Annotated in this window: 21 protein-coding genes and 1 other RNA gene; 8 read left to right on the forward strand and 14 right to left on the reverse strand. The window is 58.8% G+C overall.

Annotated features, from left to right (window positions below):
* Positions 1–162: 162 nt before the first annotated feature.
* The gene (locus tag M0P56_RS02780) at positions 163–2865 is read right to left on the reverse strand and encodes a diguanylate cyclase (protein WP_291508521.1); all 2703 of its coding nucleotides are present in this window, start codon (positions 2863–2865) and stop codon (positions 163–165) included.
* A gap of 20 nt (positions 2866–2885) precedes the next feature.
* A complete protein-coding gene (locus M0P56_RS02785; RefSeq protein WP_291508522.1) occupies positions 2886–3359 on the reverse strand; it encodes a hypothetical protein in 474 nt (157 codons plus the stop codon).
* A gap of 356 nt (positions 3360–3715) precedes the next feature.
* Here M0P56_RS02785 and M0P56_RS02790 point away from each other — a divergent pair, with 356 nt between their 5' ends.
* The 8 genes from M0P56_RS02790 (at position 3716) to M0P56_RS02825 (ending at position 13206) form a co-directional block, all read left to right on the forward strand.
* On the forward strand, positions 3716–3967 hold the full coding sequence (locus M0P56_RS02790; RefSeq protein WP_291508523.1) for a late competence development ComFB family protein: 252 nt from the start codon (positions 3716–3718) through the stop codon (positions 3965–3967).
* 242 nt (positions 3968–4209) lie between these two features.
* Positions 4210–5364 (forward strand): Fic family protein, encoded by a 1155-nt coding sequence (locus M0P56_RS02795; RefSeq protein ID WP_291508524.1) that lies wholly within the window; start codon positions 4210–4212, stop codon positions 5362–5364.
* 568 nt (positions 5365–5932) lie between these two features.
* The gene (locus M0P56_RS02800; RefSeq protein ID WP_291508525.1) at positions 5933–6781 is read left to right on the forward strand and encodes a GyrI-like domain-containing protein; all 849 of its coding nucleotides are present in this window, start codon (positions 5933–5935) and stop codon (positions 6779–6781) included.
* Between the two features lie 30 nt (positions 6782–6811).
* A complete protein-coding gene (locus M0P56_RS02805; protein ID WP_291508526.1) occupies positions 6812–6931 on the forward strand; it encodes an FAD-binding protein in 120 nt (39 codons plus the stop codon).
* Between the two features lie 23 nt (positions 6932–6954).
* Complete coding sequence (locus M0P56_RS02810) at positions 6955–7155, forward strand: hypothetical protein (RefSeq protein ID WP_291508527.1); 201 nt, start codon at positions 6955–6957, stop codon at positions 7153–7155.
* 218 nt (positions 7156–7373) lie between these two features.
* Positions 7374–11960 (forward strand): autotransporter-associated beta strand repeat-containing protein, encoded by a 4587-nt coding sequence (locus M0P56_RS02815; protein WP_291508528.1) that lies wholly within the window; start codon positions 7374–7376, stop codon positions 11958–11960.
* A gap of 461 nt (positions 11961–12421) precedes the next feature.
* Positions 12422–12751 carry a type II toxin-antitoxin system PrlF family antitoxin gene (locus M0P56_RS02820; RefSeq protein ID WP_009569578.1) on the forward strand — a complete coding sequence of 110 codons (330 nt, stop codon included), beginning with the start codon at positions 12422–12424 and terminating at the stop codon, positions 12749–12751.
* On the forward strand, positions 12748–13206 hold the full coding sequence (locus M0P56_RS02825; RefSeq protein ID WP_291508529.1) for a type II toxin-antitoxin system YhaV family toxin: 459 nt from the start codon (positions 12748–12750) through the stop codon (positions 13204–13206). Before M0P56_RS02820 ends, M0P56_RS02825 begins: the two co-directional genes overlap by 4 nt.
* Positions 13207–13306: 100 nt before the next feature.
* On the opposite strand, the gene ssrA is transcribed toward M0P56_RS02825, so the two are convergent.
* From ssrA to lepB, 12 genes are all read right to left on the reverse strand, one after another.
* Positions 13307–13670: a transfer-messenger RNA gene (ssrA, locus tag M0P56_RS02830) on the reverse strand.
* A gap of 108 nt (positions 13671–13778) precedes the next feature.
* Positions 13779–14621 carry an Hsp33 family molecular chaperone HslO gene (locus tag M0P56_RS02835; protein WP_291508530.1) on the reverse strand — a complete coding sequence of 281 codons (843 nt, stop codon included), beginning with the start codon at positions 14619–14621 and terminating at the stop codon, positions 13779–13781.
* Positions 14614–15396 carry an ATP-binding protein gene (locus M0P56_RS02840; protein ID WP_291508531.1) on the reverse strand — a complete coding sequence of 261 codons (783 nt, stop codon included), beginning with the start codon at positions 15394–15396 and terminating at the stop codon, positions 14614–14616. The genes M0P56_RS02835 and M0P56_RS02840 overlap by 8 nt, the downstream gene beginning before the upstream one ends.
* Positions 15386–16357 (reverse strand): D-glycero-beta-D-manno-heptose-7-phosphate kinase, encoded by a 972-nt coding sequence (rfaE1, locus tag M0P56_RS02845; protein WP_291508532.1) that lies wholly within the window; start codon positions 16355–16357, stop codon positions 15386–15388. Before rfaE1 ends, M0P56_RS02840 begins: the two co-directional genes overlap by 11 nt.
* Positions 16338–17660 carry a UDP-glucose/GDP-mannose dehydrogenase family protein gene (locus M0P56_RS02850; RefSeq protein ID WP_291508533.1) on the reverse strand — a complete coding sequence of 441 codons (1323 nt, stop codon included), beginning with the start codon at positions 17658–17660 and terminating at the stop codon, positions 16338–16340. The genes rfaE1 and M0P56_RS02850 overlap by 20 nt, the downstream gene beginning before the upstream one ends.
* Before the next feature lie 3 nt (positions 17661–17663).
* The gene (gene acpS, locus M0P56_RS02855) at positions 17664–18056 is read right to left on the reverse strand and encodes a holo-ACP synthase (RefSeq protein ID WP_291508534.1); all 393 of its coding nucleotides are present in this window, start codon (positions 18054–18056) and stop codon (positions 17664–17666) included.
* Positions 18053–18778, reverse strand: a complete 726-nt coding sequence (gene pdxJ / locus M0P56_RS02860) for a pyridoxine 5'-phosphate synthase (protein WP_291508535.1) — start codon at positions 18776–18778, stop codon at positions 18053–18055. Before pdxJ ends, acpS begins: the two co-directional genes overlap by 4 nt.
* Complete coding sequence (gene recO, locus M0P56_RS02865; RefSeq protein ID WP_291508536.1) at positions 18775–19542, reverse strand: DNA repair protein RecO; 768 nt, start codon at positions 19540–19542, stop codon at positions 18775–18777. Before recO ends, pdxJ begins: the two co-directional genes overlap by 4 nt.
* Positions 19532–20446 (reverse strand): GTPase Era, encoded by a 915-nt coding sequence (gene era / locus M0P56_RS02870; RefSeq protein WP_291508537.1) that lies wholly within the window; start codon positions 20444–20446, stop codon positions 19532–19534. Before era ends, recO begins: the two co-directional genes overlap by 11 nt.
* Positions 20439–21119: a ribonuclease III gene (gene rnc / locus M0P56_RS02875; RefSeq protein WP_291508538.1), complete on the reverse strand. Its 681-nt coding sequence runs from the start codon at positions 21117–21119 to the stop codon at positions 20439–20441. The genes era and rnc overlap by 8 nt, the downstream gene beginning before the upstream one ends.
* A gap of 64 nt (positions 21120–21183) precedes the next feature.
* A complete protein-coding gene (locus tag M0P56_RS02880) occupies positions 21184–21618 on the reverse strand; it encodes a DUF4845 domain-containing protein (RefSeq protein ID WP_291508539.1) in 435 nt (144 codons plus the stop codon).
* Between the two features lie 81 nt (positions 21619–21699).
* Positions 21700–22491 (reverse strand): signal peptidase I, encoded by a 792-nt coding sequence (gene lepB, locus M0P56_RS02885; RefSeq protein ID WP_291508540.1) that lies wholly within the window; start codon positions 22489–22491, stop codon positions 21700–21702.
* Between the last annotated feature and the right edge of the window lie 35 nt (positions 22492–22526).

The raw sequence follows: 22526 nt of genomic DNA on the forward strand, positions 1-22526 counted from the left end.
ATCTGTTTTACTCACATATCGCCATCCATTAGCATTTAGCGACTGTAACACCACAGTTACAAAAGGCACAATAGCGCAATATCGCCGACACGGTCAGATATTCTTTCTCGGATTAACGCGTTGATCTTTCCTAACTCAGGCGATGTTCCATTTCTAGCACACCTACCCCGCCTCGCAATGCAGCCCCCGCCATTTCTCACTCAATGCCTTGCGCAACGCATTGCCGGCGGCAATCAGTCCTTGCAAATCGATATCGCGCATGGCTGCGCGGGCAGTGATTCCGAGAATACGATGGTACTCTCGGTGCAGGATATCCAGTTCAGTACCTTCGCTATAACCCAGTTGCTCCAAAGCCCGCTGGAAGCCGCAGCGCTGCGGGTCACTCAGATGTTGCGCATCGACCATGTTCGGATCATGGGCGAGGATCTGGGGCCAGAACTTGTGGTGTAACATGTCTTCTGCGTACAAGCCGAGCATCGTTTCCGGACCCTGGTGCGGAGCGCCAGAGAAACCGGCCAGAAAGGTGCGTAACGTGGTGATAGGCAAGGGTCCGGCAATAGCGTGGCCCTGCAGGAACTTGGCACCGAGCACCGTCAGGGCATCCTGAACGGCGGCGGTTTCAACCCCTTTCACAATCAGATCCAGGCCCAGTTCTTCAGCCAGGTCTTGGATGGTCATTGCAAAGGCTAGACCTTCCGGTCGTTCTTCCAGACCGTAAACAAATCCTTGATCGAGCTTGATCTCGTCCACCGGTAACTCCTTCAGCTGCAGCAGCGAGGAGTGGGCGCTGCCGATGTCGTTCAGGACGAGACAAACACCAACACCGAGGTCACGAATGGACTGAAGGAAACTTACAGTGGATCGTCGTTCCGAGAAATCCCCGCCCTCCAAAATCTCGAGGTGTAGGCGCCGAGGATCAACGCCGCTATGCACGATCTGCTCGCGCAGATCATCACGACAGCGCGCATCGAAGGACGAGTGCGAATCAACCTTGAAAGAGGCCCATAAGGTATGCCCGTCTGCATCCAATTCCGGTAAGTCGCGGAGGACCGTACGAAGTACCTGGGCACACAGGTGATCGATATCTTCGCTGGCCAGATGGGGGAGAAACTCTGCGGGTTGCAGCAGATGATCCTCTTCTCGCAGATGCGCCAGAGCCTCGACACCGACAATCCGGTGCTGCCGACTATCGAGGATAGGCTGATAATGCGCTTCGACGGCTTCCTGCTGCAACAGGTGCCGATAATGGGTCTGGTACTGGGGGAAGTTTTCGCCATACAAGGCCCAGTAACGGGTGCGCACAGCCTTGTGCGTCTTGCTTTCATAGAGCGCGTGATCGGCATAGCGCAGGAGCGCATCCGGGCCATCCTCATCTTCCAGAGCATAAATGGCGACACCCATGCTGATACCAACGCAAACGCTGGTGTCGTCGGACAGGGCAATGGGTTGCGTCATGCATTCGGCGATCTTGTCGAAAATGGGTAGTAAATCGTCGATGGATTGCGCGTCTTCGAGGACGAGGACAAACTCATCCCCGCCGACTCTCGCCAAAAAATCGGTTTTGCGCAGGGCCTCTTCCAAGCGCTGCGCGATGTTGCACAATGCCTGATCTCCGGCATCATGGCCGTAGGTGTCATTCACCGGTTTGAAGGCGTCCAGATCAAGCATGCAGACCGCTAGCAGGGTGTGGCGACGAATGGCGCGGGCCATGGCCTTTTCGATCTCGATATCCAGGGCGCGACGATTGGGCAGGCCGGTGAGCGCGTCCTGCATGGCCATTTGTGCCATCAGGTCGTGATCCTCCTGCAATTGTTGCCGGGAATCGTCCAGATTGAGCGCAAGGGTATTGATCCGTGCGCCCAGGCGAATGATGTCGTTGCGTTCGGCTTGCGCGAGAAAATCCGCCGGGAGCCGGTCCGCATAGTGTCCCGTGCTCAGACGTTCCACGAAATCCTGAATCCTTTGCAAGGGACGGTAGAGACTGCGCCGAGCGAACCCCATGCTGAGGAGCCAGGAAAAAAACAAGATGGCAGCACCGGCAATGGCGCCCATCCAGGCGCGAGTGTTGGCGCCAGCCAGTACTTGATGCAGAGGCTCGGCTATCACAATTTCAAGCTTTGCCCCCGGTCCTGTGAAGACATCTGCGACCGTGAGCAGGTGTCGCTCCCCTTGTGGGTCGCGGCAGATCTTCATGGTGCCAGAGGGGGGCAAACCACCTCTGCAGGACGGTAACGGCGCCAATGCGGGATCCGCCAGAATGATCTGCTGGCCGCGTAACAGCCAGAAACGTTCCTTCTGCCGAGATTGTACAGACTTGATCTGGGCCATGAGCCAACTGACGCGCAACCCCGTATTGATGGCGCCCGTAATGTGTCCTGCGGCGTCGCGCAGCGGATAGGAGAGCGGGATGATCCATTGACTGCTTAGCGGACCCTTGCGCACGGAACCAATCCCAAAGTGTCCTTGCAGGGCGTCGCGAATGTTGGGCGTGACCCCGACCGTCGTCGGCTGTGGGCCGGTAGAAGCGCAATCCACGATGCCACGCCGGTCGCTGCGCGCGAACAGGGTATAACGAAAGGCACGGGGTGTAGTCACCTGTGCGAGGTAGTCGCTACAGACGGCGGGACTGCCATCGCGCACTTTGGGCTCCAGCGCGATGCCTCCGAGCAAAGCCTGTGCAGCGCGGAAACTGTCCTGCAGGCGTTCACCCGCCATTTCGCCATTGTGCAACTGCTTTTGGGTCGCGTCCGTGTAAGCCTGCTGGTAATGGGCATAAATATCCCAGCCCAACAGCAGGGCAACCGGGAGAAAACCCAGTAACGCAATCCGGCCCATTTTTGCGGCAAGGCTATGCGGACTACACAATGGCGACCTCAACCCAAGATTCATGAGACTCTAACGTCCAAACCACCTCTACAGGCCGCGAACTGCCGCTGCAAGATCGTCTCGGTCGCATCACGCAGCGAACGGTCTTCTGCGGCACACAACTCATGGAGCACATGGAACGGGATTCCTGCGTCCCAGAGGGAGAACGCACAGGCTATAATACAGGCCCCCGTCCTGCTGCCGACCAGTCCCCATTCATCGACCTCAAATTCCCGAAGCGCGGTGATCGCGGATTGGTCCAGCCCGTACCCTGGCTTGTCTATGATCAGGGAATGTCCGATATCAATGACCGCCCCGCCGTCATGGCCGTCCTCCAACCGGTGCCGAAAGAGGCTGTCAGGCAGGCTGCAAAACCGCGTGGCCACAACAACGGCATAATCTCGTGCAGCATCCCGAATACCTTCAACAAGATCAGCATCAGGGGAAAACCCAAATTGAAGGTCAATGACTACTAATCCGTGGCGATGTGACATGACGAGCCCTTTGCAAGCAATTTAAAAAATTGAATGAACGCTTATGGCATGACCATAGCTCTCACAGAGAGCCACCACCACGGTGCTTCACAGTCCTGGCGTGCAGTTCCTTCTCTACAAATATAGTCGCTTTTGGCTCACTTGTGGTCCTGACAACCATCCCAGCCCGCAAGGCAAAAGACGGCATTACAGCCGTGTCATTTTCACCTCTTCCAGTCACGCGTCACCTAGCCGTTCAGCTGGAAACACCGTGCGTGATGGTAACGGTGCGGGCGGTATGGTGGCACCAAAAACATTATCCTGCTGGGGCAACTATAATGACGAAATCATTCACATTTGGCAGGAGGGGTTTTGTCATGGGCAGGCCGATAAATCTTTTCGAGTCTCTGGTCGAGGATGTGCTACGACGGCTCACCGATGATGAAGAGGAGCTTTGTGATGCCATGGCCATGGCACTAAATGGTATACCGCCCCATTATTACTGCCGACCAGAAACCCTATCCATGATGAATGCTGCAGAGATGGAGGATTACCGATTCCAGGCGGAAGAATCGGCTAAGAAGGCACTGACTTATGTGCGCCATTACCCCAAACCACAAAAGTCGTAGAGTCCATCCGGCGCCCGTCGGGCTAAACCAGGCAGATATCAGGCGGTCAATTTGCACGCTGTTTAACCATAAGACCAAAAGCAAGACCAGGCCTATGCGGCAAAAATAACTCCCATAAATATCCATTGACACCCATTTCTAGGCGGTTCGGCCCATCGTGCGGCGAATGGCGAGCTCTATATCGCCGCACAATATGCGGTGAATAACTTGCACGTGCGGAGAATTCGCCCCATAATCTCCGCATGAATAGCGGAGATTACAAATACATCTGGCAGGCTGGTGACTGGCCGAACTGGTGCTTCGATCTAGCGACGCTCGCTGGGGCCATGGCGGAGGTGAGTCGTGCCCAAGGTGTGCTGATGGGACGTCTGGCCGACGTGGGCATGGCGCTGCGCGATCAGGCAAGCCTGGCCGCGTTGACCGAGGACGTGGTCAAGACTAGCGAAATCGAGGGCGAGCAGCTCAACGTCGAGTCCGTGCGTTCGTCTATCGCTCGACGGTTGGGAGTCGACATCGGCGCGCTCGCCCCGGTGGATCGCCACGTCGAAGGCGTGGTGGAGATGGTGCTCGATGCCACTGCCAACAGCGATTCACCAGTTTCGCGGGAGCGCCTGTTCGGCTGGCATGCCGCACTGTTTCCCACCGGCTACTCCGGTCTAGTCAAAATCAAGGTCGGCGGCTGGCGCGACGATGCCAGTGGGCCGATGCAAGTGGTGTCTGGCCCCATTGATCGGCAGCGGGTGCATTTCGAGGCACCGCCAGCAGATCGCCTTGAAACCGAAACCAGCCGCTTCCTCGATTGGCTGAATGCTCCATCAAGCGAACCAGCACTACTTAAGGCAGGCCTTGGTCACCTTTGGTTTGTTACCTTGCATCCGTTCGACGACGGCAATGGTCGTATCGCCCGAGCCATTGGCGATCTGCTGCTGGCGCGTGCCGATGGCAGTCCTCAACGGTTCTACAGTTTGTCAGCGCAGATACAGCGTGAGCGCAGGGCCTACTACGACATCCTGGAGCGCACGCAAAAGCGGTCAATGGATGTCACCGAGTGGCTTGCTTGGTTCCTCGACACGCTCCATCTCGCAGTCGACCAGGCCCAGCACACGCTCGACGCTGTGCTGACCAAGACACGGTTTTGGCAACGCTGGGCGACCATGCCGTTGAACGAGCGGCAGGTGAAGTTGCTCAACAAACTGCTTGATGGTTTTGAAGGCAAGCTCACCAGCAGCAAGTGGGCGGCCATCGCCAAGTGCTCGCCGGATACGGCGCTGCGTGACATCAATGATCTGCTGGCGCGGGGCGTGCTGCGGAAAATGGATGCGGGTGGGCGCAGCACAAGCTATGTGTTGGATGAGCATCCAACGGGGATCGCCCCCTTGCCACTAGACGGTGCATAAAGTGCACCCACCTGCACCCAATGTGGCGCAGTTCACCGAGTGCATACCCGAACTGCGCCACCGCCTTTTCTTGGCGGAGAATAACGGCGTCAATCTCCGCAAAATCTGCGGCGACTAGATCGGCACAACATATCGCTTGGCTGGCGCGCGGCACAGCGCCTTCATGGACTTCTGCCACGCCAATAATCACCAGCAGGCAGATGCGCGGATCCCCCTCCGCACGCAGATTGGTATAGACGCCGTCCACCCACCAGTAGGCATAGCGGTTCCCTCCGGCGTGCACAACAAATTACGAATATCCAAAAAAACATATCTACCGCATACGCCAGGCCGTCAATAACTCGGGTTGTCATCCGCACACCCCTCCACCATACTTGTATCGGTTTAAGAAGCGGGAAACGCCATCAATGGCCTATCGGTCCATTAAAAGCCGCACAAGTTGCAGATCACGGAAGATGCCCAGAAAACTCCTGTCGCCTCTGGAAAACTTGAAGATATGGCTTACGCCTTTACTTCACGATAACAATGAGAGCGCCGAAGCCCCTCTGGTGATGGCGATTCGTGCGGCATGTGCAGCCCGATAACGCCCTTGTCGGCATTGGAGCGGCTCTGGTGGAGCATTGAGCACCACGGTGACGACTGGCCTGACCTCAAGCAATTGGCCGAAATGGCTGGCCTGAGTCTGTTTGGATTGAATCGTGTTTTTCGGAAAAATACCGGCCTGGCACCACTGGCCTATGCCCGTGCCAAACGCCTCAATGGCGCGGCCATCTTGCTTTGTCGCACCCACAAAACCATTCTGGATATTGCACTCACGTCCGGCTACCAAAGCCAGCAGGCCTTCACCCGTGCCTTCTCCCGCGAATACGGCCTGTCGCCTGCCAAGTTTCGCGCCAAATTCCGCGAAGATATCTACCACGCGCCCCCGATTCCCGACCTCGTGCGCGCGGTGCAGGTCCTGACCCTGCCCACCCAACATCTTCTGGGCCGGCGCTATCTGGGCAACTATGCCGATGTCCCCGCGCATTGGCTGGATTTTTCCTGGCGCCTGCGCATGGCGGATATAGACCCATCCGGTCTCACCTTCATGGGTATTCTCCACGACGATCCTGATCTTACCCCACCCGGCCATATTCGTTATGACTGCGCCTTCCTGCTGCCGGAGCACCAGGCCATCACGCTACGTTCCCCCACCTGCGCGCCCATCACCTTGACCGGCGGACGCTATGCCGCACTGGACCAGCACGGCCCCTACATCGAGCGTATCGCCCAGACCATAGCCACCTTGGTAATACAGTGGCTGCCTGCCACCTCCCACCAACTCGCCCTGGTGCCCGCCTTCGAGCGTTTCCACCACGCCCCTTGGACCATTCCGGCAGATGCCTGGGCGCTGACTGCGCATGTCGGATTGATCTAAACGCCCATCGCCGCCGTCAGAGGTGTCACATTGAATATCAACAAGCCCATCGACCTGACGATCATCGGTAGTGGTCCCGGTGGTTATCATGCCGCTGTCCGCGCCAGACTCAGGGGACTCAAAGTGGCCATTGCGGCAACCGGCTACTGACCCTCATTCTCTACCTCAACACGGTGCAGGGTGGCGGCGAGACCACCTTTCCTGAGTTGGGGATTACCGTCTATCCACTGCCGGGCAGCGGCATCCTGTTCAGCAACCTCAACGCGGAGGGCCTGCGGGAACCGCTCTCTCTGCACGCCGGCAACCCGGTCACCCAAGGCGAAAAATGGGTAGCAACCCAGTGGATACGGCAGCGGGACTATGTGGCCCCGTGACCCATCAGGATATGCCTACCCGTTTCAATTGCGCCCCCAAACATGCCGTCAGATGCCGGAGCACTGACGGTACATGGGAGGATCACCAGACGGCAGCGTGCCCTTACCAAGCGCAATAGCGGTTAAAACTGCGTCACTATAAATTGTTACCATAAATGCCTGATAAACACCCTCACCCGTTTTAATAACTCCGATGATTGCCGCCAGAGAGAACCTTCATGAACCGCATCTACCGCCTTGTATTCAATGTCGCTCACGGGCTTGTGCAGGTCGCTTCCGAGCATGCCAGAGGGCATGGCCGTGGCAGCGGAAAATTGCCCGATCAGACATCTGCGGAAAGTCTCAGGAACGGGGTGCCTTCCGGAAATCGTGCCGCATTGCGGGTTGCGGTCATCATGGCCCTGGCAGCCATTGGCCTGCCGGGTGAGGCGTGGGCGCTTGCTGGTACCAATGGCGGTAACGGCGGCACCTCTCAAAACCCCAGCCTGGCCGGTGCCGGTGGTGTCGGTAGCAATACCCCTGCCAATGATGGCGGTCTTGGGGGTTCGGCCAATCCAAAATCATTTGGTACCGCAGGAAGCGGCGCGGCCAACAGCGGTGGCACTTTTGGCGGCGTATTCGGCCACGCCGGAGGGGCAGGTAACACGGGCGGGGGTGCCGGCGGAGCATCGACGAGCAGCGCCGGTGCCGGGGGTGGTGGCGGCAGCTTTGAGACGAGTGGCATAGGCGGTGGTGGTGGCGGTGGTGCTCCGGGCAGCAGTTATTCCGGTGGTGGCGGTGGCGGTGGCGGCGGCGTTGCCGTCAATCTGAATGCGGCCGGTAATAATAGTTATGGTGTTGCTGTTACAGGTGGCAACGGCGGAAATGGGGGTGCTGGCGAAGGTGCCCCGTTATTCAATGGTCAGGGTTTCTACGGCGGTGGCGGCGGCGGCGGCGCGGGAGGGCTGGTTACCGGCGGTACAGTGGCCGCCTTCGCCGGCGGCGTGACGGGTGGCAATGGCGGTGACGCGCAATATAGTAGTAATTTTGGTTATGACGGTGGCGGTGGTGGCGGTGGCGCAGGGGTGTTGGTCGGTTCTTCTTCGTCCGTTTATGTGAGTGCGGGAACAGCGCTTCCTGGTGTAGCGAGTGCCACCGGTGGCAATGGCGGCAATGGCTTTTATGGCGGTAGCGGTGGTGCAGGCGCAGCCATGCAAAGTCATGCCACCCTTTGGACCAATGGCACCATTGCCGGAGGCGCCGGTGGGCATGGACAGGTCAACGGTGCGGGTGGCGTCGGCGTGATCTTGACCGGTGGGGACATCCTCACGGTTTCTCAGGGTGGCAAAATCATCGGCGGACTGAGCGGCGACGGCAGCACCCGCGCCAATGCCGTTTCGCTCTCTGGCGGCGGAAACGAAGTTTTTCTCAACGCGGGCGCCAACATTACCGGCAATGTGGTCAGTACGAGTGGAAGCGCAAACGGTGGCGACCAATTGATTCTCGGTGGCAGCGGGAACGGTAGCATTGCCGCCAATCAACTACAGGGGTTCGGCGATTATCTTGTTCAAAACGATGCGAATTGGACACTCACCGGGACAGGCGATACGGCCCAAAACTGGATAATTGATTCCGGCTCACTGACTGGTGATACAACCAGCATTCAAGGCGACGTCGTTGTCAGTGGAGCTTTGCGTTTCAATCAAATTGGCAGCGGTACTTATTCCGGGATAATTTCCGGCAGTGGTGATGTGGCTATCAGTGGTGATGTCGCTTTTACCGGCGCGAACAGCTACAGCGGTGGCACCACGATTGATAGGGGCACACTCACCATCAGCAAAGATAATAACTTAGGCGCAACTGTGGGTGATGTCACCTTCAATGGTGGCACCTTGGTGACCACGGCAGGCATCACCGACAGCCGGACCTTTAGCGTAAATGTCGGCGGCGGCACCATCAACAACCACGGTAACTCAGACACCTTCTCTGGTGCATTTTCCGGTAGCGGCGGCATGACCTTCTTTGGACCGGGCTCGACAATTCTCTCCGGCGCCAACAGCTACAGTGGGGGCACCACCGTTGATAGTCTCTCGTTGCTCATCCTCAGCGGTAACAATACCGGCACCGGCGCCACCAACATTGACGGCGGCACCCTGGCCCTGACCGGCACCGGCAGCATTGCCGATTCCTCGGGTGTCACCAATAACGGCAGCTTCGACATCAGCGGCGTGACCACGGGTGGAGCCAGCATCACCACCCTCTCAGGCAGTGGTACGACCACGCTCGGCAGCAATAATCTGACTCTGAACAATGCCAGTGGCACCGACAGCGGGACCATCACCGGCAGTGGTGGTCTGATTCTGGCCAGGGGCACCGAAACCCTCTCCGGCGCAAATACCTATAGCGGCGGCACCAGCATTGACGGCGGCACCCTGGCCCTGACCGGCACCGGCAGCATCGCTGACTCCAGCGGCGTCACCAATAACGGCAGCTTCGACATCAGCGGCGTGACCACGGGTGGAGCCAGCATCACCACCCTCTCAGGCAGTGGTACGACCACGCTCGGCAGCAACAATCTGACTCTGAGCAATGCCAGCGGTACCGACAGCGGGACGATCACCGGCACCGGTGGTCTGATTCTGGCCAAGGGCACCGAAACCCTCTCCGGCGCAAATACCTATAGCGGCGGCACCACCATTGACGGCGGCACCCTGGCCCTGACCGGCACCGGCAGCATCGCTGACTCCAGCGGTGTCACCAATAACGGCAGCTTCGACATCAGCGGCGTGACCACGGGTGGAGCCAGCATCACCACCCTCTCGGGCAGTGGTACGACCACGCTCGGCAGCAATAATCTGACTCTGAACAATGCCAGTGGCACCGACAGCGGGACCATCACCGGCAGTGGTGGTCTGATTCTGGCCAAGGGCACCGAAACCCTCTCCGGCGCAAACACCTACAGTGGCGGCACGACGGTCGATGGTGGAGATACGCTGAACATCAACGCGGGCGATAATGTCGGCAGCGGCACCATCGCTCTCAACGGCGGCACGTTAGCCAGCAGCGCCGGTGCCTCATCCATCGCTCTGACTAATGCTCTGACTATGGGCAGCAACGGTGGCGTATTGATGGGGACCAGCCAGACCAGTCTGGACCCCACCACCAGTAACGCCCTCACTCTGACCGGTCAGATCTCCGGAAGCGGCATCCTTCAGACCGGTGGTACGGTTATCGACAATGGGTCCGGTGGAACCAGCGGCGGGACCACCGTTACCGGAGGTCTTCTGGAAGTGGGTGACGCCAGCCACAGCAGTGCCTCCCTCAGCGGTCCGGTGACCGTGGACGGCGGGGCTTTCCTGCGCGGCCACGGCACCATAGATGGCAATGTCACCAACCAGGGCACCGTCTACCCCGGCGGCAGCATCGGCATGCTCACCGTCAACGGCAACTATACCCAGGCGGCGAACGGCACCCTGGACATTACGATCACCCCCAGTGATCTGACACCGGGCGTGGATTACGATCAGCTCGCGGTGACCGGCACGGCGACCCTGGCCGGCACCTTGGGCATCACACAGGAATCCGGCGCTTCGGGAACCTATACGGCTGGCGCGCAGTACGACATCGTGCATGCCGCCCAAGGGCTTTCCGGCACTTTCAGCAAGACCAATTATAACCCGCTATTTGCGAGTTACATTACCCCGAAAATCACTTACGACTCCAACAACGCCTATCTGATGCTGACGGCAACACCTGCTCCTGCTCCTGCTCCGGCTCCGGCTCCGGCTCCTGCGCCTGCTCCGGCACCTGCTCCGGCACCCGCACCTGCACCTGCTCCTGCTCCTGCTCCTGCTCCTGCTCCGGCGCCCACTCCCAACAGCAATGACCGTCTTTTCAAAAGCGGGCAAGGAGTGGTCAGTAGCGCCTCTATCAACACCACCAGCACCTTCACCGCCATCAACAGCCTGATGGACGGCGCTGAGCAGGTAAACGGAAATACGGTGCAGTTCACCGACAGCCGTCAAGGCACCTGGGGTAAAGGTTTCGGTGGTTTTGGCCGCGCCGCTGGCGCAGACATGGAAGACTATGGTGGCATCGCCGGATATGGCACTGCCGTCAACCGCCATCTGGTGCTGGGAGCCGCGTTCACCGGTATCGGTGCGGGAACATCCACCGCCCAGCAGACCGTGGACGGCCAGTCCTTCGGCGCCTTCGGCTATGCCATCGATACCCAGGGCCACTGGCGCCTGTCCGCAACCCTGGGGGCAGGATACCTGCATCAGAGCAGCACCCGCTATCTCTATCCCAGCAACGTCGTGGGCACGGGGGCTACCGATGGCTGGTATACGGGGGCCGGAGTCCAGGCGCAGTACCTGGTCCCGCTGAATCAGGCTTTTCTGATGCCCTACGGGCGGATCAGCTATCTGCATACCCAGCTTGCGGGCTTTACCGAACAGGGGGCCGTCGGTGGTGGCGTCGACATGAACATCCGTTACGGCGCTCTCTCCACCAGCGTGGCCGCCTTCTCCGGTGGCCTACGCATGGGCTATGACCTGCGTACTCCGGGTGCCACGATCATCCCCTGGGTGTCGGTGGGTGGCACGGGCTATGCCGGGACGCTGCACGTCACCCAGGCGGAAACCGTCGGCCTGCTGGCCAGCTCAGAAAATGGCCTGGTCGCCCCGGACGCGGCGCTGAACACCGATGCCGGACTCACCCTCACCGGCCGCCACGATCCCTGGACCCTTAAAGTCGCCTACAACGGCCAGTTCGCCGGAAACGTGCATCTCAATACCTTCGATGTACTCGCCAACTACCGCTGGTAAACCACCGACGGTATCGGCAACAGTTCAATAACGCCCTTATCATGAGAGTGATGGGCGTTTTTACAGGAGCATGCTCAAAATACCCTCCACGAAATACGGGGCGGTTCAAATCTCCAATGTGGGTAGCCCAACAAATGGGACACGCAGACTGGACGATGATCGCTCAGGTCTACGGAAGATGGATCCCTGACGCAATTCCAGATGCAGGCCAAAAGGCTGTGGCTACGTTTGGTCTGATGGACAGGGAACATTCCGATTTTGGGTCATTTGGCGGAATGCGTGGATATTCGTTAGATGGAATGGACCGTCCGGATCGATGGTTCGATGCGGGCAACTGGTAGCCGGTTGCCACCCCAGTTACCAGGCAGGACGGCAACAATCGCAGGCAATGCAGTTGCATTGACATGGCAAGGCGATTGCATTACCATGCAAGACATCTGCACCTTTGACCGGAGAGCGCCATGGCTGCCACCCTCGAAGTCGAATCCACGCTGACTGACCGCTACCAAACCACGGTGCCGGAGACCGTCCGCCGGGCCCTCCGGCTGGGCAAACGCGACAAGATCCACTACACCATCCGCCCCGGTGGCGAGGTCGTGCTGACGCGCGCCGAGGACTCCGAGGAAGACGATCCGGTGCTCGGCCAGTTCCTGGGCTTCCTGGCCCGCGACATCGCCACGCATCCAGAGCGCCTGCAGGCCATTGATGTCAGCTTCGTGCAGCGCCTCCAATCGCTGACCGGCGGCATCGAAGTCGATCTCGATGCCCCCTTGTCAGCAGACGATGAATGAGCGCGAGCAAGCTCGCGCCCCTGGTCATTCATGGCTGGACGGTTTTTGCCCACCCGCTATTCCTCGCGCATATTGCGACTTTGGTCCAGCAGGTCGAGGCGCTCAAGAAAAAGGATCCAGTCGGATACGTGAAAAAGAACGCCAATAAGCGACTGGCGGCGATCATCAAACTGGCGTTCGACGCCATCCCGCAAGACCCGACACGGCCAGAGTACCGTCAAGGCAACACCCTCGGTGAAGATCACAAGCACTGGTTCCGCGCCAAGTTTTTCCAGCAATACCGGCTGTTCTTCCGCTACCACGCGCCGAGCAAGGTGATCGTGCTCGCCTGGGTCAATGACGAGGACACCAAGCGCGTCTATGAGAGCAATGACGACGCCTACCGGGTGTTCCGAAAGATGCTGGAAAGCGGCCATCCTCCGGATGACTGGAACCAGTTGCCGGCCGAGGCATGAATGCTGGCGTAATGTTGGCGAACTGGCGCCAAACAGCCCAAAAACACCCCCAAAAAAAGCCAGCATGCGCTGGCTCTTTCCTTGCAAATCAACAGGTTATTGGTGGAGGCGGCGGGAATTGAACCCGCGTCCGCAGTACCTAGACCACCGGATCTACATGCGTAGTTTGTCTATTGGCTTTAACCGCGCCGCCCTCCGACAAACAGGATGACGACATGGCGATTCTGCTTTAATTTAGCACGCGTCCCACAGACTAGAATGCGCGCGATTCCGTGTTTCATGACCCTCCGCGCGCCTTTCGGCTCCGGATCCACAGACAAATCCGGGCAGAGGGCTCACTGCTTAAGCAGCGAGGGCGTAATTGCTGTCGTTGGCAATTATGAATCTGCGACCAGTTTTAAGAGCGAACCGCAGCTCTGCATGCACCGAAGGCTTCGCGACCTGCGTCGAAGCCGGTCGCCCCCTATTCACTTTATTAGACGAGAATACGGCCCAAAAGTTGCACAGGCCAAACTGCTCTTCTGCTATCCGATATTACAGGAGAAGCATCCGCCTGACTATGCCACAAACTGCTAATGCAGTGACTCACCCACAGCAAACAGCAGTGCGATATCCGTGTCTGCAAAGCGATAGGCCTCATGGCAGTATTCGCAGGTAACGGTGACCTCGCCCTCTGTGGCCAATGCCTCTTCCGCTTCCGCTTGACCCAGTGACACCAGCATGCGCTCTACCCGCTGACGGGTACATGAACAGAAAAACGTTAAAGGCTGCTTAGTATGCAAACGCACGGCTTCCTCCGGAAAAATCTCCGGGAGAAACTGTTCAGGCTGTGCCGCCAGTAGAGACTGGTCCGATCCGATGGCAATAAACTGGGTAGCCAGCCGCCAATTCTCGGCACTGAGCACTCCTGGCAGACGCTGCAGGAAATATCCCCCAGCCTGCTGCGCCGCCACGTCTACCGCCAACCGGAAATAGGCGGGTGACTGCACCGACTCGGTAAAATAGGCATTCAGGGATGCCGTCAGCGTTTCCCGTAGTGCCACCAAGCCCTGATAGCGATCCCGATCCATTCCCATGTCCACCGTGATGGCGAGCAACGCATCGGGAAGACTCGAGAAATCCACCATAGCACCCTCCTCCCAGCGACCGTAAGCACGCATGCCACCCGCCGCCGTCATCTCCGCTACCAGTAGTTTCAACGGCCCCTTACTCTGCGTCTGCACGATCAAGCGCTCATAGTTTTTCTGGGTGGTCGCCAATAGCGCCAAGCCCACCAGCAACTCGCCCAGAAGTTTAGCCACGTCCTCCGGTCCAGAAAAATCCTGCAGCACCCGGGCGTAGATGCCATCCAGGCGACAGCGCGCACCCCGCAAGGGCAGCGTCTCCCAATAAAAACCCTGCGAAAAATCAGTCATGCGTTTCCTCAAATTCCAAATCTTCCAAACCCTGCCCCATCAGCGGCAGCAGAGCACGCTGGAGTTGTTTGAACAGCCGGGGATCGTATGCTTCCTGCGTGGCAAGGAGTTCTTTCATGTGCTGGCGCTCCGTTGGTTTGCCGAAACAGGCCGGACAATTTTCGTGAATCACCGGCAGGGCCTGCTCCGTGGCAAACTGCCGCGATTGTCTTTCCCGGCAGTACACCAGGGGGCGAATCACCCGTAAATCACCTTCCTGCACCCGATAATGCGCCTTCATGGTGCGCAACTCACCGTTGTAAAACATCGACATGAAAAAGCTTTCGGCGAAATCGTCGAGATGTTGCCCCAACGCCAGGACCTGATAGCCTTCGCGCCGCGCGCAGCGATACAACACACCCCGCCGCATCCGCGCACAAAAACTGCAATAAGAGGGCCGTAGCAGGTGCTTTTGTGCCCGCTCGTAAATATTCTGTCGCTCCAGAAAATACGGAATACCCAGCTCCCGCAAATAAGGCACCAGCGGCTGTGGGTCATAATCCGGGCTCATGGGATCGACGGTGGCCACGCCCAACTCAAAGGGCACCGGGGATTGCCGTTGCAGGGCCCGCAGCAGGTGTAACAGGGTGAGCGAGTCTTTCCCGCCGGACAGCCCCAGCAGGATGCGATCCCCCGGCTGAATCATGCGGAAATCGGCAATCGCTCGGCCGATCCGGCGTTGTAAAAGCTTCGGCACCGGTAACCGGGGCCGTGTCGTCACCATCTCAGCCTTCACGCATGGATTCCGCCGCGGCCAACTCTTCTACCGTCACGACTGCCGCCCCCAGCTTGCCCACGACGATACCTGCTGCGCGGTTGGCCAGCTCCACTGCACGATCCATCGCCCAGCCCGCCGCGAGGGCCGTCGCCAGGGTGGCGATGACCGTGTCTCCGGCACCGGTCACATCAAAGACTTCCCTGGCCTGAGCCGGGTGGTGATAGATGGCATCCTGCATAAAAAGGGTCATCCCTTCTTCGCCGCGCGTTACCAGCAGCGCCTCCAGCTGCAGAGATTCTCGCCATTGCTCGCCGAGTGCGCGAAACTGCGCCTCATTCGCCCAAGTGCCCGCCACTGCCTGAAACTCGCTGAGATTGGGAGTAATAATGGTCGCACCCTGGTAAGGGCGATAGTCCCTGCCTTTGGGATCGATCAGCACTGGAATACCCAGACTGCGTCCCAATGCCACCAGATGTTCCACTTCCCGCAAGGCGCCCTTGCCGTAATCGGACAACAGCAGTGCCTTGGCATGGGTCAACATGGCCGGCGCCTGCTGGCGCAAGGCATCGCTGTGAGCCTGGCTGGGCTGCGCCTCAAAATCCATGCGCAAAAGCTGCTGCTGGTGACCGATGACGCGCAACTTCACCGTCGTTGGACAGGCTTTATCAGGAATCAGCACCGTCTTGACACCGGCTTCCGTCAGCAGCATACCCAAACGCTCACCCGCGCCGTCATCTCCGACCGGGGCCAGCAAAAGCGCATGCGCCCCCAAGGCTAACACATTCAGGGCGACGTTGGCGGCACCACCGGGACGCTCCTCTTCCCGCCGCACCTGCACCACTGGCACCGGCGCTTCCGGGGAGATACGTTCGACTTTGCCAAACCAGTAACGATCAAGCATCACATCGCCGACAATAGTCACCTGCGCCTGCGCCAGGCTGTGCAAATCCCCGGCCATATCAGGGGCGACCGATGGCATGGTAAGTAAAACCTTCGGTACGCACCGTCGTCGGGTCATAAATATTGCGCCCATCGATCAGCAGGGACTGGCGGAGGAGGCTGCGCATCCGCGCAAAATCGGGGCTGCGGAATTGTTGCCACTCGGTACAGATCACCAGCGCGTCGGCCCCTTCACAGGCCGCATAAGCGTCCGGACAAAGTTGTAAAGCGCCCTGCTCACCATAAAGTCGCCGTGCCTCATCCATGGCCACCGGATCAAAGGCCTGCACCCGGGCACCGCGCCGCCACAAGGCTTCCATGAGCACCCGGCTGGGGGCCTCGCGCATGTCATCGGTATTGGGTTTGAAGGCCAGGCCCCACACGGCAATGGTTTTGCCCGTAAGGTCCTCGCCCAAAGCCCGCACCACTTTCTGCTCCAGAAGACCTTTCTGGCGATTGTTCACCTTCTCCACCGCCGCCAATAGGGGGGCATCAAAATCATAATGCCGGGCACTGTACTCCAGCGCCCGCACGTCCTTCGGAAAACAGGACCCGCCATAGCCGCAACCCGGATATATGAAGGCGTGGCCGATGCGGGGATCGGCACCGATGCCGCGTCGCACCTGCTCGATATCCGCCCCCATCCGCTCCGCCAGACCCGCCAGTTCGTTCATCAGCGAAATTTTGGTGGCGAGCATGATATTGGCGGCATATTTGGTCAGCTCCGCGGAAGGCGGGTCCATGACAATCAGGCGATCATGATTGCGGTTGAAGGGCGCATAAAGGGCCCGCATCCGCTCCGCTGCCGCCCCGTCATCCGTGCCGATGATAATCCGGTCCGGCTTCATAAAGTCGGCGACCGCCGCGCCTTCTTTCAGGAACTCGGGATTGGCGACCACATCAAAAGCGATATCCGCTGCCCGCTCCTGCAGAGCCAGGGTAATTCGAGTGCGCACTTTTTGCGCCGTACCTACCGGCACCGTGGATTTATTGATCACAGTGACCGGACGTTGCACATGTTTGCCGATGTCGCCCGCCACTGCCAGCACATGGCGTAAATCGGCGGAGCCATCTTCATCGGGCGGCGTCCCCACGGCAATGAAGAGGAAATCCCCATGGGCTACGCCCTCAGCAATATCTGTGGTGAAGCGCAAGCGCCCACCAGCAATGCCTTCCTGCACGATGCTAGCTAAATCAGGCTCGTGGATAGGCACCTCACCGGCCCGCAGTCGCACGACCTTATCGGCGTCCACATCCACACACAGCACCTGGTTACCCACCTGCGCCAGGCAAGCACCTGTGACCAGCCCCACATACCCGGTCCCCACCACTGTCACTTTCATCGCCTACCGCTCCCTTTGTTCCAGCACCACGACTGCCACGGCATAGCGGCGTTCATCGCTGATGGACAGCCAACTGCGCACGCCGTCGCCGAGCCCATGTAAGAGCTGCTGCGCGCGACCGCCCAGCACCAGTTGCGGACGCCCGGCGGGGTCGTGGCCCACCTGCACATCCATCCAGCGCATTCCATCACTCATACCACTACCCAGGGCTTTGAACGTCGCTTCCTTTGCCGCGAAACGCCGCGCGAGGAAAGCCGCGCTGGCGGCGGCCTCTCTCGGTATTTCCGCAGCCTCCAAAGGCCCCAGCAGACGCTCGGCCAAACGTTCCCCGAAGCGGGCATGGAGACGGGCCATCCGCTCTACAGCGACAATATCGGTCCCCATACCTATAATCATCCACGCGCCTCACGCATGAGCCGTTTCATATCTGCCACCGCCGTCGCCATACCAACAAACAGTGCGTGGGCGACGAGGGCATGGCCGATATTCAACTCCCGGATATTGGGAATAGCCGCCACTGCCTGCACATTGCGGTAATCGAGACCATGCCCGGCATTCACCTGCAGGCCGAGGCTATCGGCAAAGCTTACTGCGCTGGTAATCAGGCCCAGTTCTTCAGCACGCGCCGCCGCATCAGCAGCATTGGCGTAACGGCCCGTATGCAACTCGACCACGGGCGCGCCGGTTTCCATCGCCGCCTCCAACTGGAACGGATCGGGATCAATGAACAACGACACCCGGATATTGGCAGCGGCCAGACGCTGACAGGCCTCTTTGATACGCGGCAACTGTCCGGCAACGTCAAGTCCGCCTTCGGTGGTCAGCTCCGCCCGACGTTCCGGCACCAAACAACAATCACTGGGGGCCAGACGTTCTGCCACGCGCAGGACCCCTTCTTCTACCGCCATTTCCAGATTGAGGCGGGTACATAGGGTCTGGCTGAGAATTTCCACATCCCGTTCCAGGATATGCCGACGATCCTCACGCAGATGCGTGGTAATGGCATCGGCGCCAGCGCGCTCCGCGACAAAGGCCGCCTCCACAGGGTCTGGATAGCGGGTGCCGCGCGCCTGCCGCAACGTGGCAACGTGATCAATATTCACCCCCAAAGCAATCATTTGCTGTGCTCCCCTCTCCATATCGTCGACGTGGGCCGTATTCTGCGCAAGTATGCCGCAAGGAGGCGGCGGCTCTCCAGTGGGCGTCCGCCCAGATGGAATTGTAGCTCTTGCTCCAAGCAGCGCCGCAAAGAGCTACCCCAGGCTCGCGCATTGCGTGTCTGCATCGCCCCCCGCAACCAACCCAAAGCAGCCGCTTCCAGGGTCACCATTGCGGCATCTGGTGCATGTGCCGGACAGAGTACCCCGCGTGCTGCCTGGCATGACCACTGTTCTGAAAGTGTAGGATCAAGAGATCGACCACACTCTGCGCAGCGTTCCAGGTCGGCTGCCCAACCCAGGTTTTCCAGCAGGCGCCGCTCGAAGCGCCGCAAATACCAACCCTCACCTGGTTCATCGCGCAATACGCTGACCGTTTCTTCATACACCGCAAAGAGCGCAGGAAAGGGATCGCCGCGCTGCGTGAGTCTTAGCAGCAGTTCGTTGATATAAAATAGGCTGAGGTTTTGCAGCGCATCCAGTGGCAGCGCCGGCCCAAGCTCTTCGGCCTGCGCCAGCACCGGTAACTCACCTCGCCCCAACCAACGCACCCATAAAGGGCGCCCCGCCTCAACCCGCGCCAACGGAGAGCGCGTGCGCCGGGCGCCTTTGGCCAACACCCCCAGCCGACCCTGTGTCTGCGTAAACAGTTCGACTACCAGACTGGTATCCCCATAAGGATAGCGATGCAAGACCCAGGCGCGATCACCGGCCTCAGTCGTCATACCCCAGCTCGCGCAGGATATTCCGGTCCTCCGACCACTGTTCCTTTTGCTTGACCCACAAGCCCAGCCAGACCCGCTCTTCGGTCAACTGCTGCAGCGCCTCCCGCGCCCGGCTGCCAATCACCCGCAACCGGCTGCCGCCGTCACCTAAAATAATGGCCTTCTGCCCAGGCCGTCGACAATAAATAGTCGCCTCGATACGCTGCTGGCCGCCTTCCACCTGGTAGCTTTCAATGGCAACCGCGGTATCGTAGGGTAGCTCGGCGCCCAGTTGCCGGAATATTTGCTCGCGGATGATTTCAGCCGCCATAAACCGCAGGTTGCGATCAGTAACCTGATCCTCTGGGAAAGACGCCGATGCTGGCGGTAACAAGGGCACCAGCACGTCAGCCAGACGCTCCACATCAGCCGCCCTGCGCGCCGACAACGGTATGACCGCCGCGAATTCTCCACGTTCCGCCAATGTCTGCAAATAAGGAAACAGACGTGCCTTGGCCGTCACCCGATCCACTTTGTTTACCACGGCCACCAACGGAATACCGGTCCGCTGTAACCAGCGCAAGGCCTCCGCGTCATCATGGGTCCAGAGCAGCGCCTCTACCACCAGCACGCCCAAATCCGCGGACTCCAGCGCGCCTCGGGTAGCCCGCAGCAGATGCCGGTTCAGACTGCGATAACCACTATGCACGCCCGGCGTATCGAGAAACAGCAATTGTCCATCGGGTCGGCTGAGAATCCCGAGAATCTGATCACGCGTTGTCTGTGGCCGCGGCGCGGTGATACTGATTTTCTGTCCAACCAGATGGTTCAGCAAGGTAGATTTACCGACGTTAGGGCGCCCGAGCAGCGCTACATACCCGCTGCGATACCCTTCATCAGGAAGGGGGTCCATAACATCATTCATGCGCGACCCTCTGCAGTTGTGCCAGCATCAGTGCCGCGGCCTGCTGTTCTGCTTTCCGCCGACTGCCGTCCTCCGCTTCTGTAGCTTCGGCGCCCGGCACGCCACAGCGCGCCACGAAACGTCGCTCATGGGCCTGTCCTTTTTCTTCCACCATCGTATAGATGGGAAGCGGACGGCCCTGCCCCTGCAGGAATTCCTGCAACTGCGTTTTTGGATCACGCAACTCTTCACCGCCCAGCTGATCGGTCATCAGGGGTTCAACCAGTTGCGCTACAATACCTTCTGCCGCCGCATAGCCACCATCCAGAAAGGCCGCGCCAATCACCGCCTCCAGCGCATCGGCACGGATGGAGTCGCGCCGCGCGCCGCCGCTGCGTATTTCTCCGGGACCGAGGATCAAGAAATCGGCCAGGGCAATCTTTCCGGCAATCGCCGCCAGGGTTTCCTCACGAACCAGCCGCGCCCGCATCCGCGACAGATCACCTTCACTCACCTTGGGAAAGCGAGCAAAGAGTTTCGCCGCTACCACGAAATTCAGCGCCGCGTCACCCAGAAACTCCAGCCGTTCATTATGCTGGGCGCCCGCACTGCGATGCGTTAGCGCCTGCAATAACAGGGACTTCTCACAAAAATGATAGCCGATCGACTGTTGCAGCCCCTCTAAGACACCCATAAACGCAGACTCAGTAATCCAAAAGTGAAAAAGGAAGAATTATATCATACACGGAAAAGCCTTTTTAATGTCCTACGGCTTCAAAATGCAGCAGCAGACTGATATTAGCTATCAAAGGCACGACCTTGTCATAACTGACGGTGATCAGCGCCGGCCCGGTACCACCCTTCTCGATCTGGATGTCTTTCTGCGGGATATTGATCATGGCTACCCCCAGACGACTGTTCAGGTTATGGCGAATTTGTGATGCAGACTCCTCCGGCCCAGACTGCTGCGCTTGCTGGCTGACGATATTCTTCAAAGACCAGTAATCGTAGTAGGACGGCATCACCTTCACCACGAAGGCGATAGCGAACACCAGGATCAACAGCCAGAAAATCACGCCGATGAGCGAGACGCCCGCCTCCCCGAAATCTGGTGGCGTTATGGATCGCACACCCTGAGCATGCTGGCCAAAGGCCTTTTTCATGAACTGGTCATCTAAAATCGATTTGCGCATCCAGAGCCCTCCCGGAGCCTGAGTTCATCTATATCTCTTATTTAGTCCTGAACAATGATTTTGCAAGTACAACGCGCGAGTTCAGGAAGCCCCATCTAATGCGCGACCAATCTGCTTCCAGCGGATAGACCAGTCCTCGGCATTCCAGGAGAACCACACAAACATCGCCTTCCCGACGATATTGCGCTCTGGTACCACCCCCCAGAAGCGACTGTCATTACTATTATCCCGGTCATCGCCCATCATGAAATAGGAATGGGGCGGAACCTTGTACGGCCCGAAATTCATCTGGGCTTCCGGCGTATCAAATTCGATAATATGGAACTTGTGACCCCCGAGCTCCTGCTCATATTCTTTGGTGGGAATCACCATGCCTTCGGCGCCCTGCCCCTCGGGCTTATAATTGAAGGTGCCGATAAATTTTTGTGGCACCAGTTTGTTGTTGATGTAGAGTGCATCTCCCTTCACCTCAATCGTGTCACCGGGCAGGCCGATGACACGCTTGATGTAGTCGACACGCGGATTTTTGGGATAACGGAACACCATGACATCACCAGCTTCTACCGGGCTGCCCTGGGTAATGGGTGTGTGAATCACGGGAAGCCGCAATCCCCACTGGAATTTGTTGACCAACACAAAGTCACCCACCCGCAAGGTTGGGATCATGGACCCGGAGGGTATCTGAAAGGGCTCAAACAGAAAGGCGCGGATCAGGAAAACGATCAGCAATACCGGGAAAAAACTCCGGGCATACTCAACAACAACGGACTCTTTGGTTTCCGCCGACCGCTTCTTCCGCAAAAACAGGAGGTCCATCAGCCAGATCAGGCCGGAAAGCACAACCGCCAAAAACAACCCCAAGGTAAAATCCATCAGTGCCTATCCTTCACTTTGTACATTACCCAAAT

Source organism: Acidithiobacillus sp. (assembly GCF_023229925.1).
Taxonomy (GTDB): Bacteria; Pseudomonadota; Gammaproteobacteria; order Acidithiobacillales; family Acidithiobacillaceae; genus Acidithiobacillus.

Excerpts from the sequence above, each read along its gene's own strand:
- M0P56_RS02825 (WP_291508529.1), top strand. The coding sequence starts at position 12,748 with ATGAGCGCGAGCAAGCTCGCGCCCCTGGTCATTCATGGCTGGACGGTT.
- M0P56_RS02850 (WP_291508533.1), bottom strand. The coding sequence starts at position 17,660 with ATGAAAGTGACAGTGGTGGGGACCGGGTATGTGGGGCTGGTCACAGGT.
- M0P56_RS02815 (WP_291508528.1), top strand. The coding sequence starts at position 7,374 with ATGAACCGCATCTACCGCCTTGTATTCAATGTCGCTCACGGGCTTGTG.
- M0P56_RS02820 (WP_009569578.1), top strand. The coding sequence starts at position 12,422 with ATGGCTGCCACCCTCGAAGTCGAATCCACGCTGACTGACCGCTACCAA.
- lepB (WP_291508540.1), bottom strand. The coding sequence starts at position 22,491 with ATGGATTTTACCTTGGGGTTGTTTTTGGCGGTTGTGCTTTCCGGCCTG.
- M0P56_RS02785 (WP_291508522.1), bottom strand. The coding sequence starts at position 3,359 with ATGTCACATCGCCACGGATTAGTAGTCATTGACCTTCAATTTGGGTTT.
- M0P56_RS02800 (WP_291508525.1), top strand. The coding sequence starts at position 5,933 with ATGTGCAGCCCGATAACGCCCTTGTCGGCATTGGAGCGGCTCTGGTGG.
- rfaE1 (WP_291508532.1), bottom strand. The coding sequence starts at position 16,357 with ATGCCATCGGTCGCCCCTGATATGGCCGGGGATTTGCACAGCCTGGCG.
- M0P56_RS02835 (WP_291508530.1), bottom strand. The coding sequence starts at position 14,621 with ATGACTGATTTTTCGCAGGGTTTTTATTGGGAGACGCTGCCCTTGCGG.
- pdxJ (WP_291508535.1), bottom strand. The coding sequence starts at position 18,778 with ATGATTGCTTTGGGGGTGAATATTGATCACGTTGCCACGTTGCGGCAG.
- recO (WP_291508536.1), bottom strand. The coding sequence starts at position 19,542 with ATGACGACTGAGGCCGGTGATCGCGCCTGGGTCTTGCATCGCTATCCT.
- acpS (WP_291508534.1), bottom strand. The coding sequence starts at position 18,056 with ATGATTATAGGTATGGGGACCGATATTGTCGCTGTAGAGCGGATGGCC.
- M0P56_RS02880 (WP_291508539.1), bottom strand. The coding sequence starts at position 21,618 with ATGCGCAAATCGATTTTAGATGACCAGTTCATGAAAAAGGCCTTTGGC.
- M0P56_RS02790 (WP_291508523.1), top strand. The coding sequence starts at position 3,716 with ATGGGCAGGCCGATAAATCTTTTCGAGTCTCTGGTCGAGGATGTGCTA.
- rnc (WP_291508538.1), bottom strand. The coding sequence starts at position 21,119 with ATGGGTGTCTTAGAGGGGCTGCAACAGTCGATCGGCTATCATTTTTGT.
- M0P56_RS02795 (WP_291508524.1), top strand. The coding sequence starts at position 4,210 with ATGAATAGCGGAGATTACAAATACATCTGGCAGGCTGGTGACTGGCCG.
- era (WP_291508537.1), bottom strand. The coding sequence starts at position 20,446 with ATGAATGATGTTATGGACCCCCTTCCTGATGAAGGGTATCGCAGCGGG.